17 protein-coding genes are annotated in these 16245 nt (G+C 64.9%); 8 read left to right on the forward strand and 9 right to left on the reverse strand.

Annotated features, from left to right (window positions below):
• Window positions 1-435: 435 nt before the first annotated feature.
• Entirely contained in the window at window positions 436-1089 is a 654-nt protein-coding gene (locus ABD742_RS06890) for a phosphoribosyltransferase (protein WP_234748620.1), read from the reverse strand.
• Window positions 1090-1171: 82 nt separating this feature from the next.
• Here ABD742_RS06890 and ABD742_RS06895 point away from each other — a divergent pair, with 82 nt between their 5' ends.
• On the forward strand, window positions 1172-1585 hold the full coding sequence (locus ABD742_RS06895) for a MarR family transcriptional regulator (RefSeq protein ID WP_234747735.1): 414 nt from the start codon (window positions 1172-1174) through the stop codon (window positions 1583-1585).
• Window positions 1586-1605: 20 nt separating this feature from the next.
• Here ABD742_RS06895 and ABD742_RS06900 read toward each other — a convergent pair whose 3' ends face one another.
• The 5 genes from ABD742_RS06900 to ABD742_RS06920 all read right to left on the reverse strand — a co-directional run bounded on the left by ABD742_RS06900 (window position 1606) and on the right by ABD742_RS06920 (window position 6446).
• The gene (locus ABD742_RS06900) at window positions 1606-2436 is read right to left on the reverse strand and encodes an alpha/beta fold hydrolase (RefSeq protein ID WP_234747732.1); all 831 of its coding nucleotides are present in this window, start codon (window positions 2434-2436) and stop codon (window positions 1606-1608) included.
• Window positions 2437-2440: 4 nt separating this feature from the next.
• Window positions 2441-2770, reverse strand: a complete 330-nt coding sequence (locus ABD742_RS06905; RefSeq protein WP_234747729.1) for a biotin/lipoyl-containing protein — start codon at window positions 2768-2770, stop codon at window positions 2441-2443.
• A complete protein-coding gene (locus ABD742_RS06910) occupies window positions 2763-3794 on the reverse strand; it encodes an alpha-ketoacid dehydrogenase subunit beta (RefSeq protein WP_234747725.1) in 1032 nt (343 codons plus the stop codon). Before ABD742_RS06910 ends, ABD742_RS06905 begins: the two co-directional genes overlap by 8 nt.
• Entirely contained in the window at window positions 3787-4824 is a 1038-nt protein-coding gene (locus ABD742_RS06915) for a thiamine pyrophosphate-dependent enzyme (protein ID WP_234747722.1), read from the reverse strand. Before ABD742_RS06915 ends, ABD742_RS06910 begins: the two co-directional genes overlap by 8 nt.
• Window positions 4825-5063: 239 nt before the next feature.
• Window positions 5064-6446: an amino acid permease gene (locus tag ABD742_RS06920; RefSeq protein WP_234747720.1), complete on the reverse strand. Its 1383-nt coding sequence runs from the start codon at window positions 6444-6446 to the stop codon at window positions 5064-5066.
• A 176-nt stretch (window positions 6447-6622) separates the two neighbouring features.
• Here ABD742_RS06920 and ABD742_RS06925 point away from each other — a divergent pair, with 176 nt between their 5' ends.
• The 6 genes from ABD742_RS06925 to ABD742_RS06950 all read left to right on the forward strand — a co-directional run bounded on the left by ABD742_RS06925 (window position 6623) and on the right by ABD742_RS06950 (window position 13106).
• Complete coding sequence (locus ABD742_RS06925) at window positions 6623-7102, forward strand: Lrp/AsnC family transcriptional regulator (protein ID WP_234747717.1); 480 nt, start codon at window positions 6623-6625, stop codon at window positions 7100-7102.
• 101 nt (window positions 7103-7203) lie between these two features.
• The gene (locus ABD742_RS06930) at window positions 7204-7914 is read left to right on the forward strand and encodes an NUDIX hydrolase (protein WP_234748619.1); all 711 of its coding nucleotides are present in this window, start codon (window positions 7204-7206) and stop codon (window positions 7912-7914) included.
• Window positions 7911-9218 carry a quinolinate synthase NadA gene (nadA, locus tag ABD742_RS06935; RefSeq protein ID WP_234747714.1) on the forward strand — a complete coding sequence of 436 codons (1308 nt, stop codon included), beginning with the start codon at window positions 7911-7913 and terminating at the stop codon, window positions 9216-9218. Before ABD742_RS06930 ends, nadA begins: the two co-directional genes overlap by 4 nt.
• A 37-nt stretch (window positions 9219-9255) precedes the next feature.
• Window positions 9256-11055, forward strand: a complete 1800-nt coding sequence (locus ABD742_RS06940; RefSeq protein WP_234747711.1) for an L-aspartate oxidase — start codon at window positions 9256-9258, stop codon at window positions 11053-11055.
• The gene (gene nadC, locus ABD742_RS06945) at window positions 11048-11944 is read left to right on the forward strand and encodes a carboxylating nicotinate-nucleotide diphosphorylase (RefSeq protein ID WP_234747706.1); all 897 of its coding nucleotides are present in this window, start codon (window positions 11048-11050) and stop codon (window positions 11942-11944) included. The genes ABD742_RS06940 and nadC overlap by 8 nt, the downstream gene beginning before the upstream one ends.
• Before the next feature lie 4 nt (window positions 11945-11948).
• Window positions 11949-13106 (forward strand): cysteine desulfurase family protein, encoded by a 1158-nt coding sequence (locus ABD742_RS06950; protein ID WP_234747703.1) that lies wholly within the window; start codon window positions 11949-11951, stop codon window positions 13104-13106.
• A gap of 89 nt (window positions 13107-13195) precedes the next feature.
• Here the strand turns inward: ABD742_RS06950 and ABD742_RS06955 are convergent, their stop codons facing one another.
• From ABD742_RS06955 to ABD742_RS06965, 3 genes are read right to left on the reverse strand one after another with little or no spacing between them, the layout of a single operon-like run.
• Window positions 13196-13687, reverse strand: a complete 492-nt coding sequence (locus tag ABD742_RS06955; RefSeq protein ID WP_234747701.1) for a GtrA family protein — start codon at window positions 13685-13687, stop codon at window positions 13196-13198.
• 18 nt (window positions 13688-13705) lie between these two features.
• Window positions 13706-14554, reverse strand: coding sequence for a fumarylacetoacetate hydrolase family protein (locus tag ABD742_RS06960; RefSeq protein ID WP_234747699.1), 849 nt, complete (start codon window positions 14552-14554; stop codon window positions 13706-13708).
• 40 nt (window positions 14555-14594) lie between these two features.
• Entirely contained in the window at window positions 14595-15263 is a 669-nt protein-coding gene (locus ABD742_RS06965) for a DUF1684 domain-containing protein (protein ID WP_234747697.1), read from the reverse strand.
• Between the two features lie 121 nt (window positions 15264-15384).
• Here ABD742_RS06965 and ABD742_RS06970 point away from each other — a divergent pair, with 121 nt between their 5' ends.
• Window positions 15385-16200 (forward strand): hypothetical protein, encoded by an 816-nt coding sequence (locus ABD742_RS06970; protein WP_234747695.1) that lies wholly within the window; start codon window positions 15385-15387, stop codon window positions 16198-16200.
• The last annotated feature ends 45 nt before the right edge of the window (window positions 16201-16245 follow it).

Genomic DNA, 16245 nt, shown 5'->3' on the forward strand with positions numbered 1-16245 from the left:
CGGCGAGATCTTGGTCCGGCAGCCCGCCGGGTTATGGGTGGCCGATCAAGGACAATCTAAGCGGCTTTGCGGTCACCATCGCGGGCATTCAATACGGCGGATGGAAAGCGCCTCTGACCCTGGAGCCGGGCATCGGTGAGCGCGTTGTGAGCATTGAAGGGCCGGACGACGCTGCTCTGATGGTTGTCTCCAGCAAGGATTGGGGAACCAATCCTTCCTTGCGGGAGGGGGACGTGGTTCTTCACCGATCCTATTCCGTCAAAGGGTGCCAGAGCCGCAGAACAGAGTTTCCGGGCATGATTCTTGTCCGTGGACCCGCCTGCGTTGTTATAAGGGTCAGCGACCCCGTGGCAGGGGCGACATCCAATGTATCCGTGCCGATGTACGGCGGCGCATGCAAGTGAGCTAGGTGGGATCGGACAAGCGGCTTGGGAACTACCCCGCCTGCTCCAAAAGCCGCACCGCGTCGTCATCGGTCAGTTGTTCGAAGTGCTCGTAGAAGGCGCCCACGGCGTGGAACTTGCCCGGCGTGTGCAGGCACATCATGAAATCGCACACCCGGCTGATGGACGCTTGGGCTTCGAGGGATGACACGGGGACGGCGGCCACTACAGTCGCGGCCCCACCCGCGCGGACGGCCTCGACGGCCGCACGCATCGTTGCGCCCGTGGCGAGTCCGTCGTCGACAAGGACCACGGTCTTGCCCGAGAGATCGAAGCGGATACCCGGATAGGTCTTCACGCGCCGCAGGAGTTCTCCCCGCTCGCGTACCTCCACCGCATCAAGAGAAGCCTGCGTGATTCCGTGCCGCAGCATGCGTTCGGCGAGGGGCCGGTTGAGTATGCGGACGATCCTGCCGTTGGACCAGGCCAGGGCGCCGAACGCTGTTTCTTCACGCCCCGGAATGCCGAGTTTGCGCACCAGAATGGCGCCGTAAGGCTGGTAGAGCTCGACGGCGGCAGCGGCCGCCACGGGGACCCCACCGCGGGCGAGGCCCAACAAGATGGTGTCCGGCCGTTGCCGGAGCTGCGGAAGCCCTGCTGCGACGCGGCGTCCGGCGTCCGCACGGTCTTTGAAGCGCATGCCCATCCGTCTCACTTCCACGTAATCCAGCGCTGAATCAAGCCTACCTTTCTTGCCGGGACCGCTCTGCGCTGCCACGATGGGCCATGTGAACAAGCCCATCGGTTACTGGACCAAACGGCTGGATGCCGCATTGGAGGCACATCTGGACAGCACTTTGGCGAGGTTGAAACTCAGCCGGAGGCAGTGGCAGACCCTCAATGTCCTGGCCGAGACACCCCTCGGCCCCGAGGATCTTGACGGAATACTCAGCCCTTTTTGGGGCGGCGACACGCGACGTCGCGAAAGTGAACTCGCCGCGCTCGTAGGCCGCGGCATGATCATCATGGTGGACGATCGCATCAGCCTCAGCGAACTGGGCCACGCAAAACACGAGGAAGCCCAAAGGCTCGTTGAAGACTCCCGCCGGGACCTCTCGATGGGGATCGGTATCGACGAATACGCCATGGCCGTCAGCGTGCTGGAGCGTATGACGCTCAACGCGGAGCGGCTGGCGGGCTAACGCCGCCGCTCGGCCACCACTTAGACGCCGAGGAACGCCAGCGCAGCGTCCTTGAAAACCCGGCTGGTCACCGCGTTGCTGTGGTTCCGCCCCGGGACGAGCAACTGTTCAACCATGCCGCCGGCGTGGGCAGCGATCGAAGCGAGCTCCGGCATGGTGACGGCGCGCTCGTCCTTCTCTCCGGCCACCAGGAGCATCGGCATATGGGGCACGGCTTCGGCAGGATCGAATGGTTCGCCCTTGATGGCCTCGATGAGAGACAAGAGCGCAAAAAGATCGTTGCTCGGCAAGAGCTGTGCCATCTTGAGCAACCCTGCGGTGGACTCGTCTTCGATGGGCGTGCCGTCCGCGAGGTAGCGCTGTGCTGCAGCGAGATCGAAGGACGCCAGGGGGTCTTCCTTGTTCGGGCCGCCCAACACCAGCCGGTGGACGAGTTCGGGCTGGGTTGCCCCGAATTCCCAGGCGAGCCGGGAGCCCAAAGAATAGCCGATGACGTCGAGCCCGCTGGTAGGGTCACCGGCGCGCACAGGGCGCGCACCGGCGTCGGCGACTATCTGGAGCAGGTCCGCACGGATCCGGCTCGGGGAGTAGGAGTCCAGGTCCTCCGGCGAACTGCTCTGGCCATGTCCTGGAAGATCCACCGTGATGACACGCCGGCCTGCGGACTTGAGCGTGGAAATCCAGCCGGTGTCGCCCCAATTGAGTTTGGTGGACGAAGAGAAGCCGTGCAGCAGCAGGACAGGGCGCAGCCCCGCGTCGGTGCCTTCGGCAGGCTCATGGACTTCCACGAACAGATGCGGATCTGTTCCCTCCACCGTGTGGATGTGCTCTTCCGTGTGCCTGCCGCTCATGGTGTCAGTCCTCATCAAGTACAGCGCTCAGGCGGACCCGGCGCTTCGGTGCGTCATCCTTGGGAACGGTGCCCACGATGCCGGCAGTATTGTCCGGCACCTCGAACACCACCAGCGGCTCACCGACGTTGATGGTCTCGCCCGGCGCGCCGTGGATACGGATCACTTTACCCGCCTGCGGACTCGGCAACTCGAGGGCGGATTTACTCGTCTCCAGCTCCACGAGCGGCTGGTTCCGTTCCACCTGGTCGCCGGGGGAGACGAGCCAGTCCAACACAGTCGCCTCGATGAGGCCTTCGCCAAGATCGGGCAGGGGGAAGCTGATTTCAGCCACGTCGATACTCCAGTACTCGTTGGATCCCCAGGAGGATGCGGTCAATGTTCGGAATGTATTCGTCCTCCAGGTCGCCGGAGGGATACGGCACGTCGAAGCCGGTGACCCGTTCGACGGGCGCCTTGAGCGTGTCGAAGCAGCTTTGCGTGATGAGTTGGGCCACTTCGGCCCCCAGCCCGGAGGTCAGCGGGGCTTCATGCACGACGACGGCGCGCCGCGTCTTTCCGACGGAAGTCGCCAGCGCTTCGGCGTCGATCGGCTTGAGCCAGCGCAGATCAAGGACCTCGACGTCGATTCCGTCCTCCGCGGCGAGTTCGGCAACCTGCAGGCACCTGGCCACCATGGCACCCCAGGCCACGAGGGTCAGGTGGCGGCCCGGCCGGACAATGCGGGCGCCGGTGAGGGTACCGCCGTCGGCTGTGTCGACGTCGCCCTTTTGCCAGTACCGGGACTTCGGTTCCATGAAGATCACCGGGTCAGGCCGCGAAGCCGCGTACTTGAGCAGGTGGTAGGCATCGCGCGGGTCCGACGGCGAAACAACCTTGAGCCCTGGAACGTGCGCGAAGAGTGCCTCGAGGCTTTCGCCGTGGTGTTCGGGGGCGCGGATACCGCCGAAGCTGGGCACCCGGAGCGTGATCGGCATCGGCAAGGTGCCGCGGCTCCGGTAGTTCATCCGGGCGATCTGGCACACGATCTGGTTGATCGCGGGATACGCGAAGCCATCGAACTGTACTTCCGGAATCGGGTGGAAGCCGGCCATGGCCAGACCCACTGACATGCCCAGGATGCCCGATTCTGCGAGCGGGGTGTCAAAGACCCGGGATTCTCCGTGCTTGGCCTGCAGTCCGTCGGTGATGCGGAAGACTCCGCCCAACTGGCCGCAGTCCTCCCCGAAGACCACCGTCTTTGGATCCGTGGAGAGGATTTCGTCCAACGCGCGGTTGAGGGCCTGCTGCATGGAAAGCTTTACGGATTGTTCGTTCCGTGCCCCGGCTTCAAGAATGGCGGTGGTGCTCTCAGACATGTTCGGACTCCTCGCGCCAACGGGTGGCCTGGTTTTCAAGGGCGGGGGTGGTTTCCTGGAAGACGAAATCGAACATTTCGTTGCCGGGCCGGGGGCCGAGGGCTTCGATTCCGGTGCGGATGCCTTCTTCCTCTGCCCAGGCTGCCAGGTCGGCAGCGGTGAAGAATGCCTCGTCGGCTACGCCTTCGGCAAGCAAACGCTCGCGGAGGCGTTCCAGCGGGTCCTCGCCGGCGTCGATGCGCTCGTCGTCGAGGCTCCGGTACCGGCCGGGGTCGTCGGCCGTGGAATGCGGCCCGCGGCGGTAGGTCATCGCCTCGACAACAACCGGACCGTTTCCTGCGCGGCAGTGGGCGAAGGCGTTGCGGGTGGCCTCATACACGGCGACCACATCGTTGCCGTCTACCTGAATGCCCGGGATCCCATAGCCCGCGGCTCGTGCGGCTACCGAGCCGCCGGCCACCTGCCGCTCTGTGGGCACGGAAATCGCCCAGCCGTTGTTCTGGACGAAGAAGACGACAGGTGCTTTCATCACGGCGGCAAAGTTCATGGCTTCGTGCACGTCCCCTTGGGAGGAAGCGCCGTCGCCGAAGTAGCTGAGGGCCACTCCTTGCCCACCGCTCAGGGTCTGGCCGTGGGCCCAGCCGACGGCATGGAGCACTGAGCCTGCCACGACGGCCTGGATGGGCGCGAGGCGGCTTGCCAGGGGATCGTACATGCCGCCATGCCACGTTGCCTTGTGGGTGGACATGTACGCCACCATGTCCACGCCCATGGTCCTGGCGACGCCCATTTCGCGGTACGTCGGAAAGGCGAAGTCGCGTGCAGTGTCGAGGGCGTAGGCGCTGCCGACCTGGGCGGCTTCCTGGCCGAGTTCCGGAGCGTAGCCGGGGATGATTCCCTGGCGCTGCCAGGCGACGGCCGAGGTATCCAGGTATCGGACGGCGGCCATCAGGGAATAGAGCTCCCTGAGCTGTCCGGGGGACAGGGGCGCGGCGTCGGCTGCGGCCACGGCGGGAAGAAGTGAGTCCATGGACGTGACCGTAGTCACTGTTTGGATCATAGGCAATCCGCCTATTTAGACCTAGTCAAACTGCCATGGACTGCCAGTCTTCTTGTGGAAATACCTAGCAGTTTGTGCACCTCCCAAGTGACTCGCAGTTGTTGTCGTTATGAGGGCTCAAAACGACAACAACTGCTGGGGCCCACGCCGCCAGGGTTCCCTGGCCGAGCTTGCGAGGCGAGGGTGGCGGTGGGGACAGTTGGGTTTGTTTAGGCGCCTCGTGCGGACTTGACCTTCGCGCCGATCCTGCAGGCCACGGCGATGCACGCGATCAACAGGAACGTGCCGATCAGCTGGCCTGCGCTCTCGGCATTCGAGAAGCCCACCACGAAGATCAGGGCAAGCAGCGCCAGGCCGAATACCGTGAGGAAGGGGAATCCCTTCATGCGAAGCGGCAGTTCGGTTCCTTCGCGGTCGGCGCGGCGGCGCAGGATGAACTGGGACACGAGTGCCGTTCCCCAGACCACGAGGCAAGTGGAGCCTACGAGGTTGAGCAAGGCGGGAAGCACATGGTCGGGGAAGAGCAGTTCCAGGACAGTGGCGATGAAACCGAAAGCAACGGAAACCCCGACGGCGGCCATGGGCACCTGGGCGCCGCGCAGTCGCGACAGGAAAGCCGGCGCTTCGCCGCGCTCAGACAGGGAAAAGACCATGCGCGAGGCGCCGTAGAGGTTGGCGTTGAGTGCGGAAAGCAGGGCCACGACGGCAACGAGGGTGATGGCTGTGCCGGCTCCCGGGATACCGGCAAGGTTGAGGACACCGGCGAACGGCGACTTCAAGCCTTCGGAGTCGGAGGGCAGCACTGCTGCAATGACGAAGACCGAACCGATGTAGAAAACCAGGATGCGCCACACCACCGTGCGGATGGCTTTACCGACGCTGTGTGCGGGGTTTTGCGTCTCCGCAGCAGCCACGCTCACGATTTCGGTGCCGCCGAAGGCGAAAATCACGACGAAGAGCGCCGCTGCAATTCCAGACCATCCGGACGGTGCAAAATTGCCGGTCAGGTTTCCGAGGCCGGGGGAAGCTACGCCGGGCAACCAGCCGAACAGCAAGGCCGCGCCGATGACGAGGAAGGCGACAATGGCCGCGACCTTCAGGATGGCGAACCAGAATTCGAACTCACCGAAGTTCCGGACTCCGGCGAGGTTGATCGCGGTAAAGGCCACCATGAACACCAGGGCCAGAGCCCACACAGGAATGACCGGCCAGACGGAGAACAGCAGCCCTGCGGCGCCGAGTGCCTCCGCGGCGATGACCACTACCAGCTGCAGCCACCAAAGCCAGCCAACCGTGGATCCGGCCGTCTTGCCCATGGCCTTCTCCGCGTAGACCGAGAAGGCGCCGCTGTTGGGGTTGGCGGCTGCCATCTCGCCCAGCGCCCACATCACCACGATGATCAGGGTGCCCGCCACGAGGTAGGAGATGAGTACTGCCGGGCCGGCCGCGTGGATTCCGGCACCCGATCCCAGAAAGAGTCCCGCTCCGATCGCGCTGCCCAGGCCCATCATGGTGAGCTGGCGCGGCTTCATCGAGTGGCCGAGGCCTTGCGAAGGAATGGAGGGTCGAACAGCGGTGGACTTCGTTGTCATTCGTGTTTGCCTTCTTGTGGATGGTTTGTCAGCTGGTCCTTGTAGGACTTATCGAATTTACCGCTTCCGAACGAAAGTGGCGAAAAACACTCGTGAGAGGATGGTTACAAGCTGGTGTGACATCTCGGCATGGAGTGCCGATTTGTACAGCTCATGGGCGGAAGTAGGAAAAACTGATGGTTGTCGACGAGTTGGATGCCAAGATTGTCCGATTTTTCACCGACTCCCCGCGGGCGTCTGTACTCGAGGCATCCAGGGTCTTGAAGGTCGCCCGCGCCACCGTCCAGTCCCGGCTGGACCGGATGGCCGAGCGCGGGGTTGTGGCTCCCTGGGTTCCGCAGCCCGATCCCTCCGGCTTCGGCTATCCCGTGGTCGCCTTCTGCTCCCTGACCATCAACCAGGACCTGGGGCACGACGCCGTCGTCGAAGCTCTGGCCGCCATTCCCGAGCTCATTGAGGTCCACACCGTCTCCGGCAGTTCGGATCTCATGGTGCGCGTGGTGGGTAAGTCGAACTCGGACCTGCAACGCGTGCTGGACAAGCTCATCGCCACCAAGACCGTGCTCCGTTCGTCGTCGGTGATAGTGCTGAATACGCATTTCCAAGGGCGCACCTTGCCCCTCCTGGAAGCTGCGGCCAAGGAGAATGCGGGCTGAAACATTTGGACACTGTCCACTGACAGTCGTACCATTAGTTCTAGTCATTTTGACTATAACTAACTTTCTGGTCCCAACGGCAAAGAAGCGGGGTGAACACCGTGTACGCCACCTCCGCCAATGTCGCAGAGCGCAGGCTCGCGCCGCCGTCGTTGGCCATATCAACGGTGATCTTCGCCCTCCGCCCGAGTGAAAGCTCCGGCCGCCCCACGCTGTGGCTGCCGCTGGTGTGCCGCATCCGCGAACCTTTCAAGGACATGTGGGCACTGCCCGGAGGCCCGCTGCAGCACGACGAATCACTCCAAGATGCCGCGTCCCGGAACCTGCGCGAGACCACGGGGCTGGCTCCCCAATACCTCGAGCAGCTCTACGCCTTCGGCGGCGTGCACCGCTCGCCTGCCCAGAGGGTCGTCTCAATCGTCTACTGGGCCTTGGTGCAGCCCACGGAAGCCGCCCTGGCCGACGAATCCGAGAATGTCCGTTGGTTCCGGGCAGACCGGCTCGCGGAATTGGCCTTCGACCACAACGCGATTGTGGACTACGCCCTGTGGCGGCTGCGCAACAAGATGGCCTACGGGTCCATCGCCTATCACTTGCTGGGAGAATTCTTCACCCTGGCACAGGTCCGCGAAGTCTACGAGGCTGTCCTGGACCGCCAGCTGGATCCGGCGAACTTTCGCCGGCAAATCAAGGGAACACCGGAAATCGAGGAAACCGGTGAATACCTCCAGGGCGGAAAACACCGCCCGCCCCGCCTCTACCGCTTCACCGGCACGCCCGGACTCGGGCCAGACAACAGGAGTACACCATGAGCAGCGTCAACACAGCTATCCAGCTGATCACGCGGGAAGAAGCCGAAAGCGGCCGTTCCGCGGCCGGCTCAACGTGCAGCCCCGATCTGGCCAGCGGCCCGTGGGAGTACGACCTCGCTGAAGACCTCGCCGGCATCCCGGCTTACGGTCCCGGCGCTTCCAGCTCCGACGACGCCCCGAAGGCCACGCCCCGTCAAGGCCAGTTGCCCGAAGAGTACAAGCTGGCCAGTGACGCCGAGCTCGACGTCCGGATCCGCGCCGCCAAGGAGACGCTAGGGGACCGGGCCGTCATCCTGGGCCACTTCTACCAGCGCGACGAAGTTGTCCAGTACGCGGATTTCGTGGGCGACTCCTTCCAGCTCGCCAACGCTGCCCTGACCAAGCCCGACGCCGAGGCCATCATCTTCTGTGGCGTGCACTTCATGGCCGAGACTGCCGACATCCTGTCCAGCGAGGACCAGGCCGTGATCCTGCCGAACCTGGCCGCCGGCTGCTCCATGGCGGACATGGCGGACGAGGACTCGGTGGAGGAATGCTGGGAACAGCTCGAGGAGCTCTTCGGGACCGCCCCCGATTCCGAAGGCCGTGCCCCGGTCATCCCGGTTACCTACATGAATTCCTCGGCCGCATTGAAAGCCTTCTGCGGACGCAACGGCGGCATCGTCTGCACGTCCTCCAACGCAAAGACGGTGCTCGAATGGGCATTCGAACGTGGCCAGCGGGTCCTCTTCTTTCCCGACCAGCACCTGGGCCGCAACACCGCCAAGGCCCTCGGCGTGCCGCTGGACCAGATGCCCATGTGGAACCCGCGCAAGGAGTTCGGCGGAAACGACGAACAGACCCTGTTGGATTCCCGCGTCATCCTCTGGCACGGCTTCTGCTCCGTGCACAAGCGCTTCAACGTGGGCCAGATCGAGAAGGCCCGCGCCGAATTCCCGGGCGTGACCGTCATTGTGCACCCCGAGTGCCCCATGGAGGTTGTCGACGCGGCAGACGGCGCAGGCTCCACCGACTTCATCAAGAAGGCCATCGCCGCCGCAACCGAACCCACCACCTTCGCGATCGGTACCGAGATCAACATGGTGAACCGCTTGGCAGCCGAGAACCCGCAGCACACCATCTTCTGCCTTGACCCGGTGATCTGCCCTTGCTCCACGATGTACCGCATCCACCCCGGCTACCTCGCCTGGGTACTCGAGGAACTGGTGGAAGGCCGCCTGGTCAACCGCATCACGGTGGACGACTCCGTCAAGGACAACGCCAAGATCGCCCTCGAACGCATGCTCGCAGCACGGCCGGTCTAGGCCACACCCCGTACCAACCAGTCGAATCGAGCCTCACATGACTGCAGAACGCATTCCCGGCGCTCACGCGCGGCGGCGGCTCGTCGTCGTCGGAAGCGGCATCGCCGGCCTCTACTCCGCGTTGCTGGCCGCCGAGGCCGGTGCGGACGTCGTCCTGCTCAGCAAAGGCGCGCTCGCGGACAGCAACACCTTCTTCGCCCAGGGCGGGATTTCGGCTGTGCTGGACGCGCCCGCCCCCGGCGATACCGTCGCCGCGCACATCACGGACACCCTCAAAGCCGGCGCGGGCCACTGCAATGAGGAGGCCGTGCGGGTGCTGTGCACCGAAGCGCGCCTCGACATCATGGGGCTTGAGCGTTTCGGTGTCCGTTTCGACGCGGACGACGACGGCGATCCCGCCTTGGGGCTCGAAGCCGCCCACTCCGCGCCGAGGATCCTGCACACCGGCGGAGACGCCACCGGTGCCGGGGTCGCGAACGCACTCATCCTGGCGGTCCTTGACGCGCAGGACGCCGGGAAAATCCAGGTGCTGGGACATGCCCAGGCGACTTCCCTGATCCAGTCCGAGGGGCGTGTGACAGGCGTTGAATTCCTGCGCAACGGCCGCCTCGAGAGCGTATTCGGCGATGCCGTGCTGCTCGCCACCGGCGGGGCGGGGCAGCTGTTTGCCCAGACCACCAACCCCTCGGTCGCAACGGCCGACGGACTCGCGCTCGCATGGCGGGCGGGCGCCGAGCTCGCAGACTTGGAGTTCTTCCAGTTCCACCCCACGAGCATGGTCCTCTCCGCTGCCGGAAAACCGGCTCCCCTCGGCGCCGATCCGCTCCTCATTTCCGAAGCGGTCCGCGGCGAAGGCGCCATCCTGGTGGATGCGAGCGGCGAGCGGTTCATGCCTGGCTACCACCCCGACGCCGAACTGGCGCCGCGCGACGTCGTCTCCCGCAGCATCGCCCTCCACCTTGCTTCACTTGGTGATCCGAACGGCCACGTCTTCCTTGACGCCCGGGTCGTCGAAGCGAAAAACGGGGCGGGCTTCCTTGAGAAGCGCTTCCCGACGCTCAGCGCCCGGACCCGCGAAGCCGGCATCGACTGGGCCCTTGAGCCCGTTCCGGTTGCCCCTGCCGCGCACTACTGGATGGGCGGCGTTGTCACCGATCTGTTCGGCCGTACCTCCGTTCCTGGCTTGCTTGCGGCCGGCGAAGTTGCTTGCACCGGGGTCCAGGGTGCGAACCGTTTGGCCAGCAACTCCTTGCTCGAAGGGCTCGTGTTCGGGCGGCGGGCTGTTGAGGGGTTCCTTGGCGAGGGGTTCCTTGGGTGGGCGCCGCCGAACGGCACCCCTCCGCGTGCTGTCTCGGCCGCGGGCGGCCTCCCCTTGACGCACGCTTCCGGGATACCGCACGACGGCGCTCAGCGCACCTACGCTGGACGGCAGCTCGACGCCACACTCATACTTGGCCCGTCGGGAACCACCGAGCCGGCCGGAGTACTCGCGTGGCAACCTGAGCTTGTCCCCGAACCCTTCGGCCGCACCGCGCTTCGGCGGCTTATGACTGCTAAGGCCGGGGTGCTTCGGACCGGGGGGTTGCTGCGGGAGGCCGCTGAGGCACTCGGCGCTTGGGCCGACGTCGTGCTTCCTGAGAATGTGCCTGACTCTGCGGATCCGCGCGTGCACGAGGATGCTAATTTGCTCCTGGCTGCGCAGCTGTTGGTGCAGGCTGCGGGGGCGCGGCGGGGGTCGCTGGGGGCGCATTACCGGAGTGACGCCGTCGAAACCCAACGCGAAGAAATTGTTCAGAGATACACGATCCGCCGGAAAGCGAGCCTCGTCAATGACTAGCCTGACCCTCCCCGCAGCACCCGTCCGGGACATTCTGGAGCGGGCATTCGCGGAGGACGCGCCGAGCGGCGACATCACCTCGCAGCTGCTCATTCCCGCCGAAGCCCGCGCCACCGCCGTGCTCAATGCCCGGGTTCCGGGGGTGTTCAGCGGCGGAACGGTGTTCCGTGACGCCATGCTGCTCATCGACCCCGACACCGAAGTGGAGCTGTTGCTCGCGGACGGTGAAGCGTTCGACGCAGGAACGCACTTGGCGCGGGTCAGCGGCCGCGCCCGCTCGGTGCTGCTTGCCGAACGCGTCGGGCTCAACCTTGCCCAGCGCATGAGCGCCATTGCCACCAAGACGGCGGAGTTCGTCAAGCTGGTCGACGGCACAAAGGCCCGCATCACGGACACGCGGAAAACAACCCCCGGGCTGCGGGTATTGGAACGCTACGCCGTGCGCTGCGGCGGGGGAGCCAACCACCGCTACAGCCTGTCCGATGCCGTCCTGGCCAAGGACAACCACTTGGCCGTGATGACCGGTGGCGATTCCGCCAAGCTCACCGCACTGCTCAAGGCCGCCAAAGCCCAGCTGGGCCACACCACGCACTTCGAAGTGGAAGTGGACAGTGCCGAGCAGATCGAACCCGTACTCGCGGCCGGCGTGGACACAATCATGCTGGACAACTTTTCCCTTGAGGAGCTCCGTGCCGGCGTGAAGCAGGTGGCTGGCCGCGCCGTCGTCGAGGCGAGCGGCAACGTCAACGTCAACACTGTGGCGGACATCGCCGCCGCGGGAGTTGATGTGATTTCCATCGGCGGACTCACGCACAGCGTCAACGCGCTGGACCTGGGCCTGGACGTGACGCTCGACGTCACACCGGACCCGTACCAGGGTCTCGGCTGACGCCATGATCTTCCTCGACGCCGCGGCGACGACGCCCGTCCGCAGGGAAGTCCTCGAAGCGATGTGGCCGTATCTGACGGGGGAGTTCGGCAATCCCTCAAGCCATCACAGCCTCGGCGAAGCAGCTGCTAACGCGTTGTCAGGAGCCCGCGCGGCGGTAGCGAAGGCTCTGGGCTGCCGGCCCGGCGAGATCACCTTCACTTCCGGCGGTACCGAGGCGGACAACCTGGCAGTGAAAGGAATCGCCCTCGCGAGACGTGCGGCGGACCCTGCCCTGAACCGCGTTGTCATCAGCGCCATAGAGCACCCCGCTGTCGAGGAATCCGCGCTCTACCTGCAACGCGTCCATGGGTTCGAGGTGGACGTGGTCCCCGTGGACCGGCACGGTGTGGTGACGGCCGAGGCGCTCCGGGCTGTGCTGAGTTCAGCGACAGCCCTCGTCAGCATCATGTATGCCAACAACGAGATCGGGACCGTGCAACCCGTGCGGCAACTCGCGGAGGTGGCCGCGGAACTTGGCGTGCCGTTCCATACGGACGCCGTCCAGGCCGCGGGCTGGCTACCCATAGGCGTCAAGGAACTGGGAGTAGACGCCCTGAGTATCTCGGGCCACAAGCTCGGCGCGCCCAAGGGCAGCGGCGTGCTCTATGCCAAGGGCCGGTTGCGCTTTGAACCGCTGGTCCATGGCGGCGGCCAGGAGCGGGGCAGGCGCTCCGGGACCGAAAACGTGGCAGGTGCCGTCGCCCTTGCCACTGCGCTGACCCTCGCCCACGCTGGGCAGTCCGAGCTCGCCGGCTGTGTCTCGGAGTTGCGGGATGCCTTCATCCGCACTGTCCTTGAAGCTGTGCCCGGTGCCATGCTGACCGGCCACCCCTCGCAGCGCTTGCCGTCGGTCGCGTCCTTCTGCTTCCCCGGCACGAGTGGGGAGTCGGTCTTGCTTGAGCTTGAGCGGCTTGGCGTGGTGTGCTCGAGCGGATCGGCCTGCGCTGCAGGATCCGACGCTCCGTCGCCGGTCCTGCTGGCCTTGGGAATCGAGCCCGAGGTGGCCCACACCGCTGTCCGCTTCAGCTTCGACTCCACGGTGACGTCAGCGGAACTGGAGCAAGCCGCGGAAGCCGTGGCTGCCGCCGTCGGGAGCGTGCAGGGGCTCGGTCGCCGCTGACCGTCCCACCCCAACTAGCTCGCATTTATTGTCGTTTTGAGCCTTCAAAACGACACCTACTGCTAGTTAGTTGGGAATCCGGCAGTCAATCAAACGTGGCGGGCCCGGCGGAAAATCCAGTGGCGCAGCATCGTGAAGCGCACGGCCGTCGCGACGAATCCGGACAGCGTGGTGGTCCAGAGGTCCTCGGCGAGGGTGGCTTCGGGACGTAACGCGTGCAGTACGCCCAGGCTCCCGCCCGTGATGACCAGCGCCACGGCGATCACGATCAGCCCGTTCAGGTGGTCCCGGGTTCGTTTCCGGTTGCCGCTGATCTTGAAGGTCAGCCGCCGGTTCAGGGCAGTGTTCATGAGCGAGGTGATGATCAGTGCTGCGGCGTTGGCAGGTTGGGGTCCGATCCACGGCCGGAACAGCGCGTACAACGCCAGCGAGGTGACAGTACAGATGATTCCGACGCCGGTGAAACGGATGAGCTGCCTGACCACCGGATAGCGCAGCAGGCCCTTGCGGCGCTTGCTTGTAGTTGGCCTGAAAAGGGACGTCTGCCGCGTCTCGGTTGCCGGCACGGCAGAAGGCTCCATGGCTCAAGCCTGTCATATCTAGCTGGGAATATTCTCCCAAGATGCTGCTATGACGGGGTTGCTGAGCTCGCCAATGCCCTCAACGCGGCAGGTCACGATGTCCCCCGGCTCGATCCTGGCGCACTCGGCCGGGAAGCCGGTGAGGACCAGGTCGCCGGGGTGCAAGGTCATGAATGAGGTGAGGTAGACAAGGATCTCGTCCACCTTCCATCCGAGGTCGGAGGTGCTGGCCGTGCGCAATTCCCTGCCGTTGTGCACTATGCCGATCGAAAGATCGCTTTCATTGAGGTCCGTGACGATCCACGGTCCCGCAGGAGTGAATGTGTCCTGGCTTTTCGCGCTGATCCACAGATCGTCGGTCTTCTGAAGGTCCCGCGCCGAGACGTCGTTGCCGATCGTGAACCCGAGGATCGCGTCACGCGCGTTATCGAGCGTGAGCCCGCGGACTTTGCGTCCGACGACGACGGTCAGTTCCGCTTCAGGGTCCACGTACCCCACGTCCGAGGCGAGTTCGATGGCGTCGCCGGGTCCGATGACACTTGTGGCGGCTTTGTGGAACGCCTGTGCAGGCAGGTCGCGGCCCGGCTGGCCTGTGTTGTGCGCCATGCCGAAGACGTTCGCGGGAACAGACGGCGCCAGGAACGTGAACGCGTCCTCGGAAACTTCGGTGCCCCTAACCCACCCCGGACGGCCGGCACCGCTGCCATTCGCCGGCGAGCCTGGGAACGGGCTGTCCACCACGGTCCAGCTCCGGCCTTCTGCGGAAGCGAAGTCGACGGCGTCGTTCGCCACGAAGAAGTGTTCGTCCGGTGAGGTGGGGGAGAGCGGGCGGACCCGGGCGATCCGGCGTGCAGGTGAGGAAGTCATTAAGACATCCTACGTCCTCAATGCTTGAAGAGGCTCTCGCTTAGACGGGCAGGTAGAGCTCCCCCACGGGGACATCCGCGGCCAGGCGATTCGCGGGCCCGGCCAAGGGACAGGCCCAGGCCTCGTTGTAGGCGCAGGACGGGTTGTAGGCGAAATTGAAGTCGAGCACGAACTCTTGTTGCCCGGATCCGCGAAGGCCATGGAAGGCGCCCTTGATGGTATCCAGCAGGTAGCGGCCGGCTCCGTAGCTTCCGCCGGGTTTGCCGGCTGTGGCGTCGCGGAAGGGCACGAAGATGCCGCCGCCGTAGCTGCGCAGGCGCCACACGGCCAGCGAGCCAAGCTCGTCGAGGTCGAAGGTGCCGAGGCGGACAAACGGCACCACGCCGTCGGTTCCGGTCTCGACGTTCATTTCCTGGCCCGCGCCTTCCGGAGAAAGGGAGGCGTAGCGGCGAAACCGGGAGTCGTAGTCCGCAGTGCGCAGGCCCGAGAAAGCCTGCTTGCTGGCGGGAGTCAGTGCCGAGGCCGGGTGGGTTCCGAACATGCGGTCCCGTTCCTGGCGCCAGTAGACATGGGCCTGGAAGGGATCGTCCATCGCGATCTTGCGGACGTCGTCGTACAAGGCAAACGTCCGCAATCGCCAGTCCGCGATGTCCAGTGCGGAGATGTCCGCCACATTGTTTTCGTCCTCATCAAGCTGATCGGGAGCCATGCGTCCAGCCTAGTCCTACGCCGCAGGCCGAAGCTGCCCGGCGTGCATCGGCTGGGTTTGAACGAGCGAAACGCCGATCCGGAAGGGCAGACGGCGTCCCGGCGCCGCTAGGCTGGTGCGCATGAGAGCAAAGCGGATCCCGTTGAAGTTTTCAGTCGCCGTCCTCGGTGCGCTCATCGTGGTCGCCACGGCTGGCTGCAGTTCCGAGGGCAAGGGCGGACCCGTCTGGACAGCCGGGTCCAACAGTGCGGCACCCGGGAGCGCGACGCCGTCGGGCTCCAGAACGGCCCCGCCCTCGGGAGGTTCCACCGCTTCGGGAAGCCCCTCCGCAGCAAGCACCGCGACGGCGGGGGCGACCGCCTCGGCGTGGAAGACGTACTCGGATGCGGCCAAGAAGGTCAGCTTTGATCTTCCAAGTGACTGGATTGCGCAATCGGTCACGCCCGACGCCGGTTCCATGCCGGGCGCCCTGAAGATCGAGGTCAAAGACGCCAAGGGAGGGTATCTTGCGACCCTTCACACGGGACTTCCCTCGGCGAGTCCGGCCGACTGCAATCCAGCCGCCAAGCGCCCCTACACGGTGGTCAGCAGCGTGCCCATTGACCTGCCCCATGCGGACGGTGATTCCATGATCCCCCCGCACGTGGTGTTCCGGGTCATCCAGGGGTACAAATTCTTCGGTTCGTATGGCATCACCAACTTGATGGCCGGATCTGATGGCCAGGCCTGCCAGCTGCGGAACCTTGTAGTGGGGCCCGCAGGAAAGGGCAACTACTACTTCGGGGACATGCCCACCGTGCATGCCTTCGCCACGGACGAAGTAGTTGCTCCCGCGAAGTCCTTTGACACCTTGGACCAAGCCGCCAAATACGTTGACCAGAGTTCGGAATTCGCCAACGTCCAGCGGATGCTATTGTCTCTGAAGGTCAATCTGTAGAACCACGATTGACAGAAACTCGTCGGCGCCAACTCTGCATAATTA

The sequence above is a fragment of the Arthrobacter ramosus genome, assembly GCF_039535095.1.
GTDB classification, from domain to species: Bacteria; Actinomycetota; Actinomycetes; order Actinomycetales; family Micrococcaceae; genus Arthrobacter; species Arthrobacter ramosus.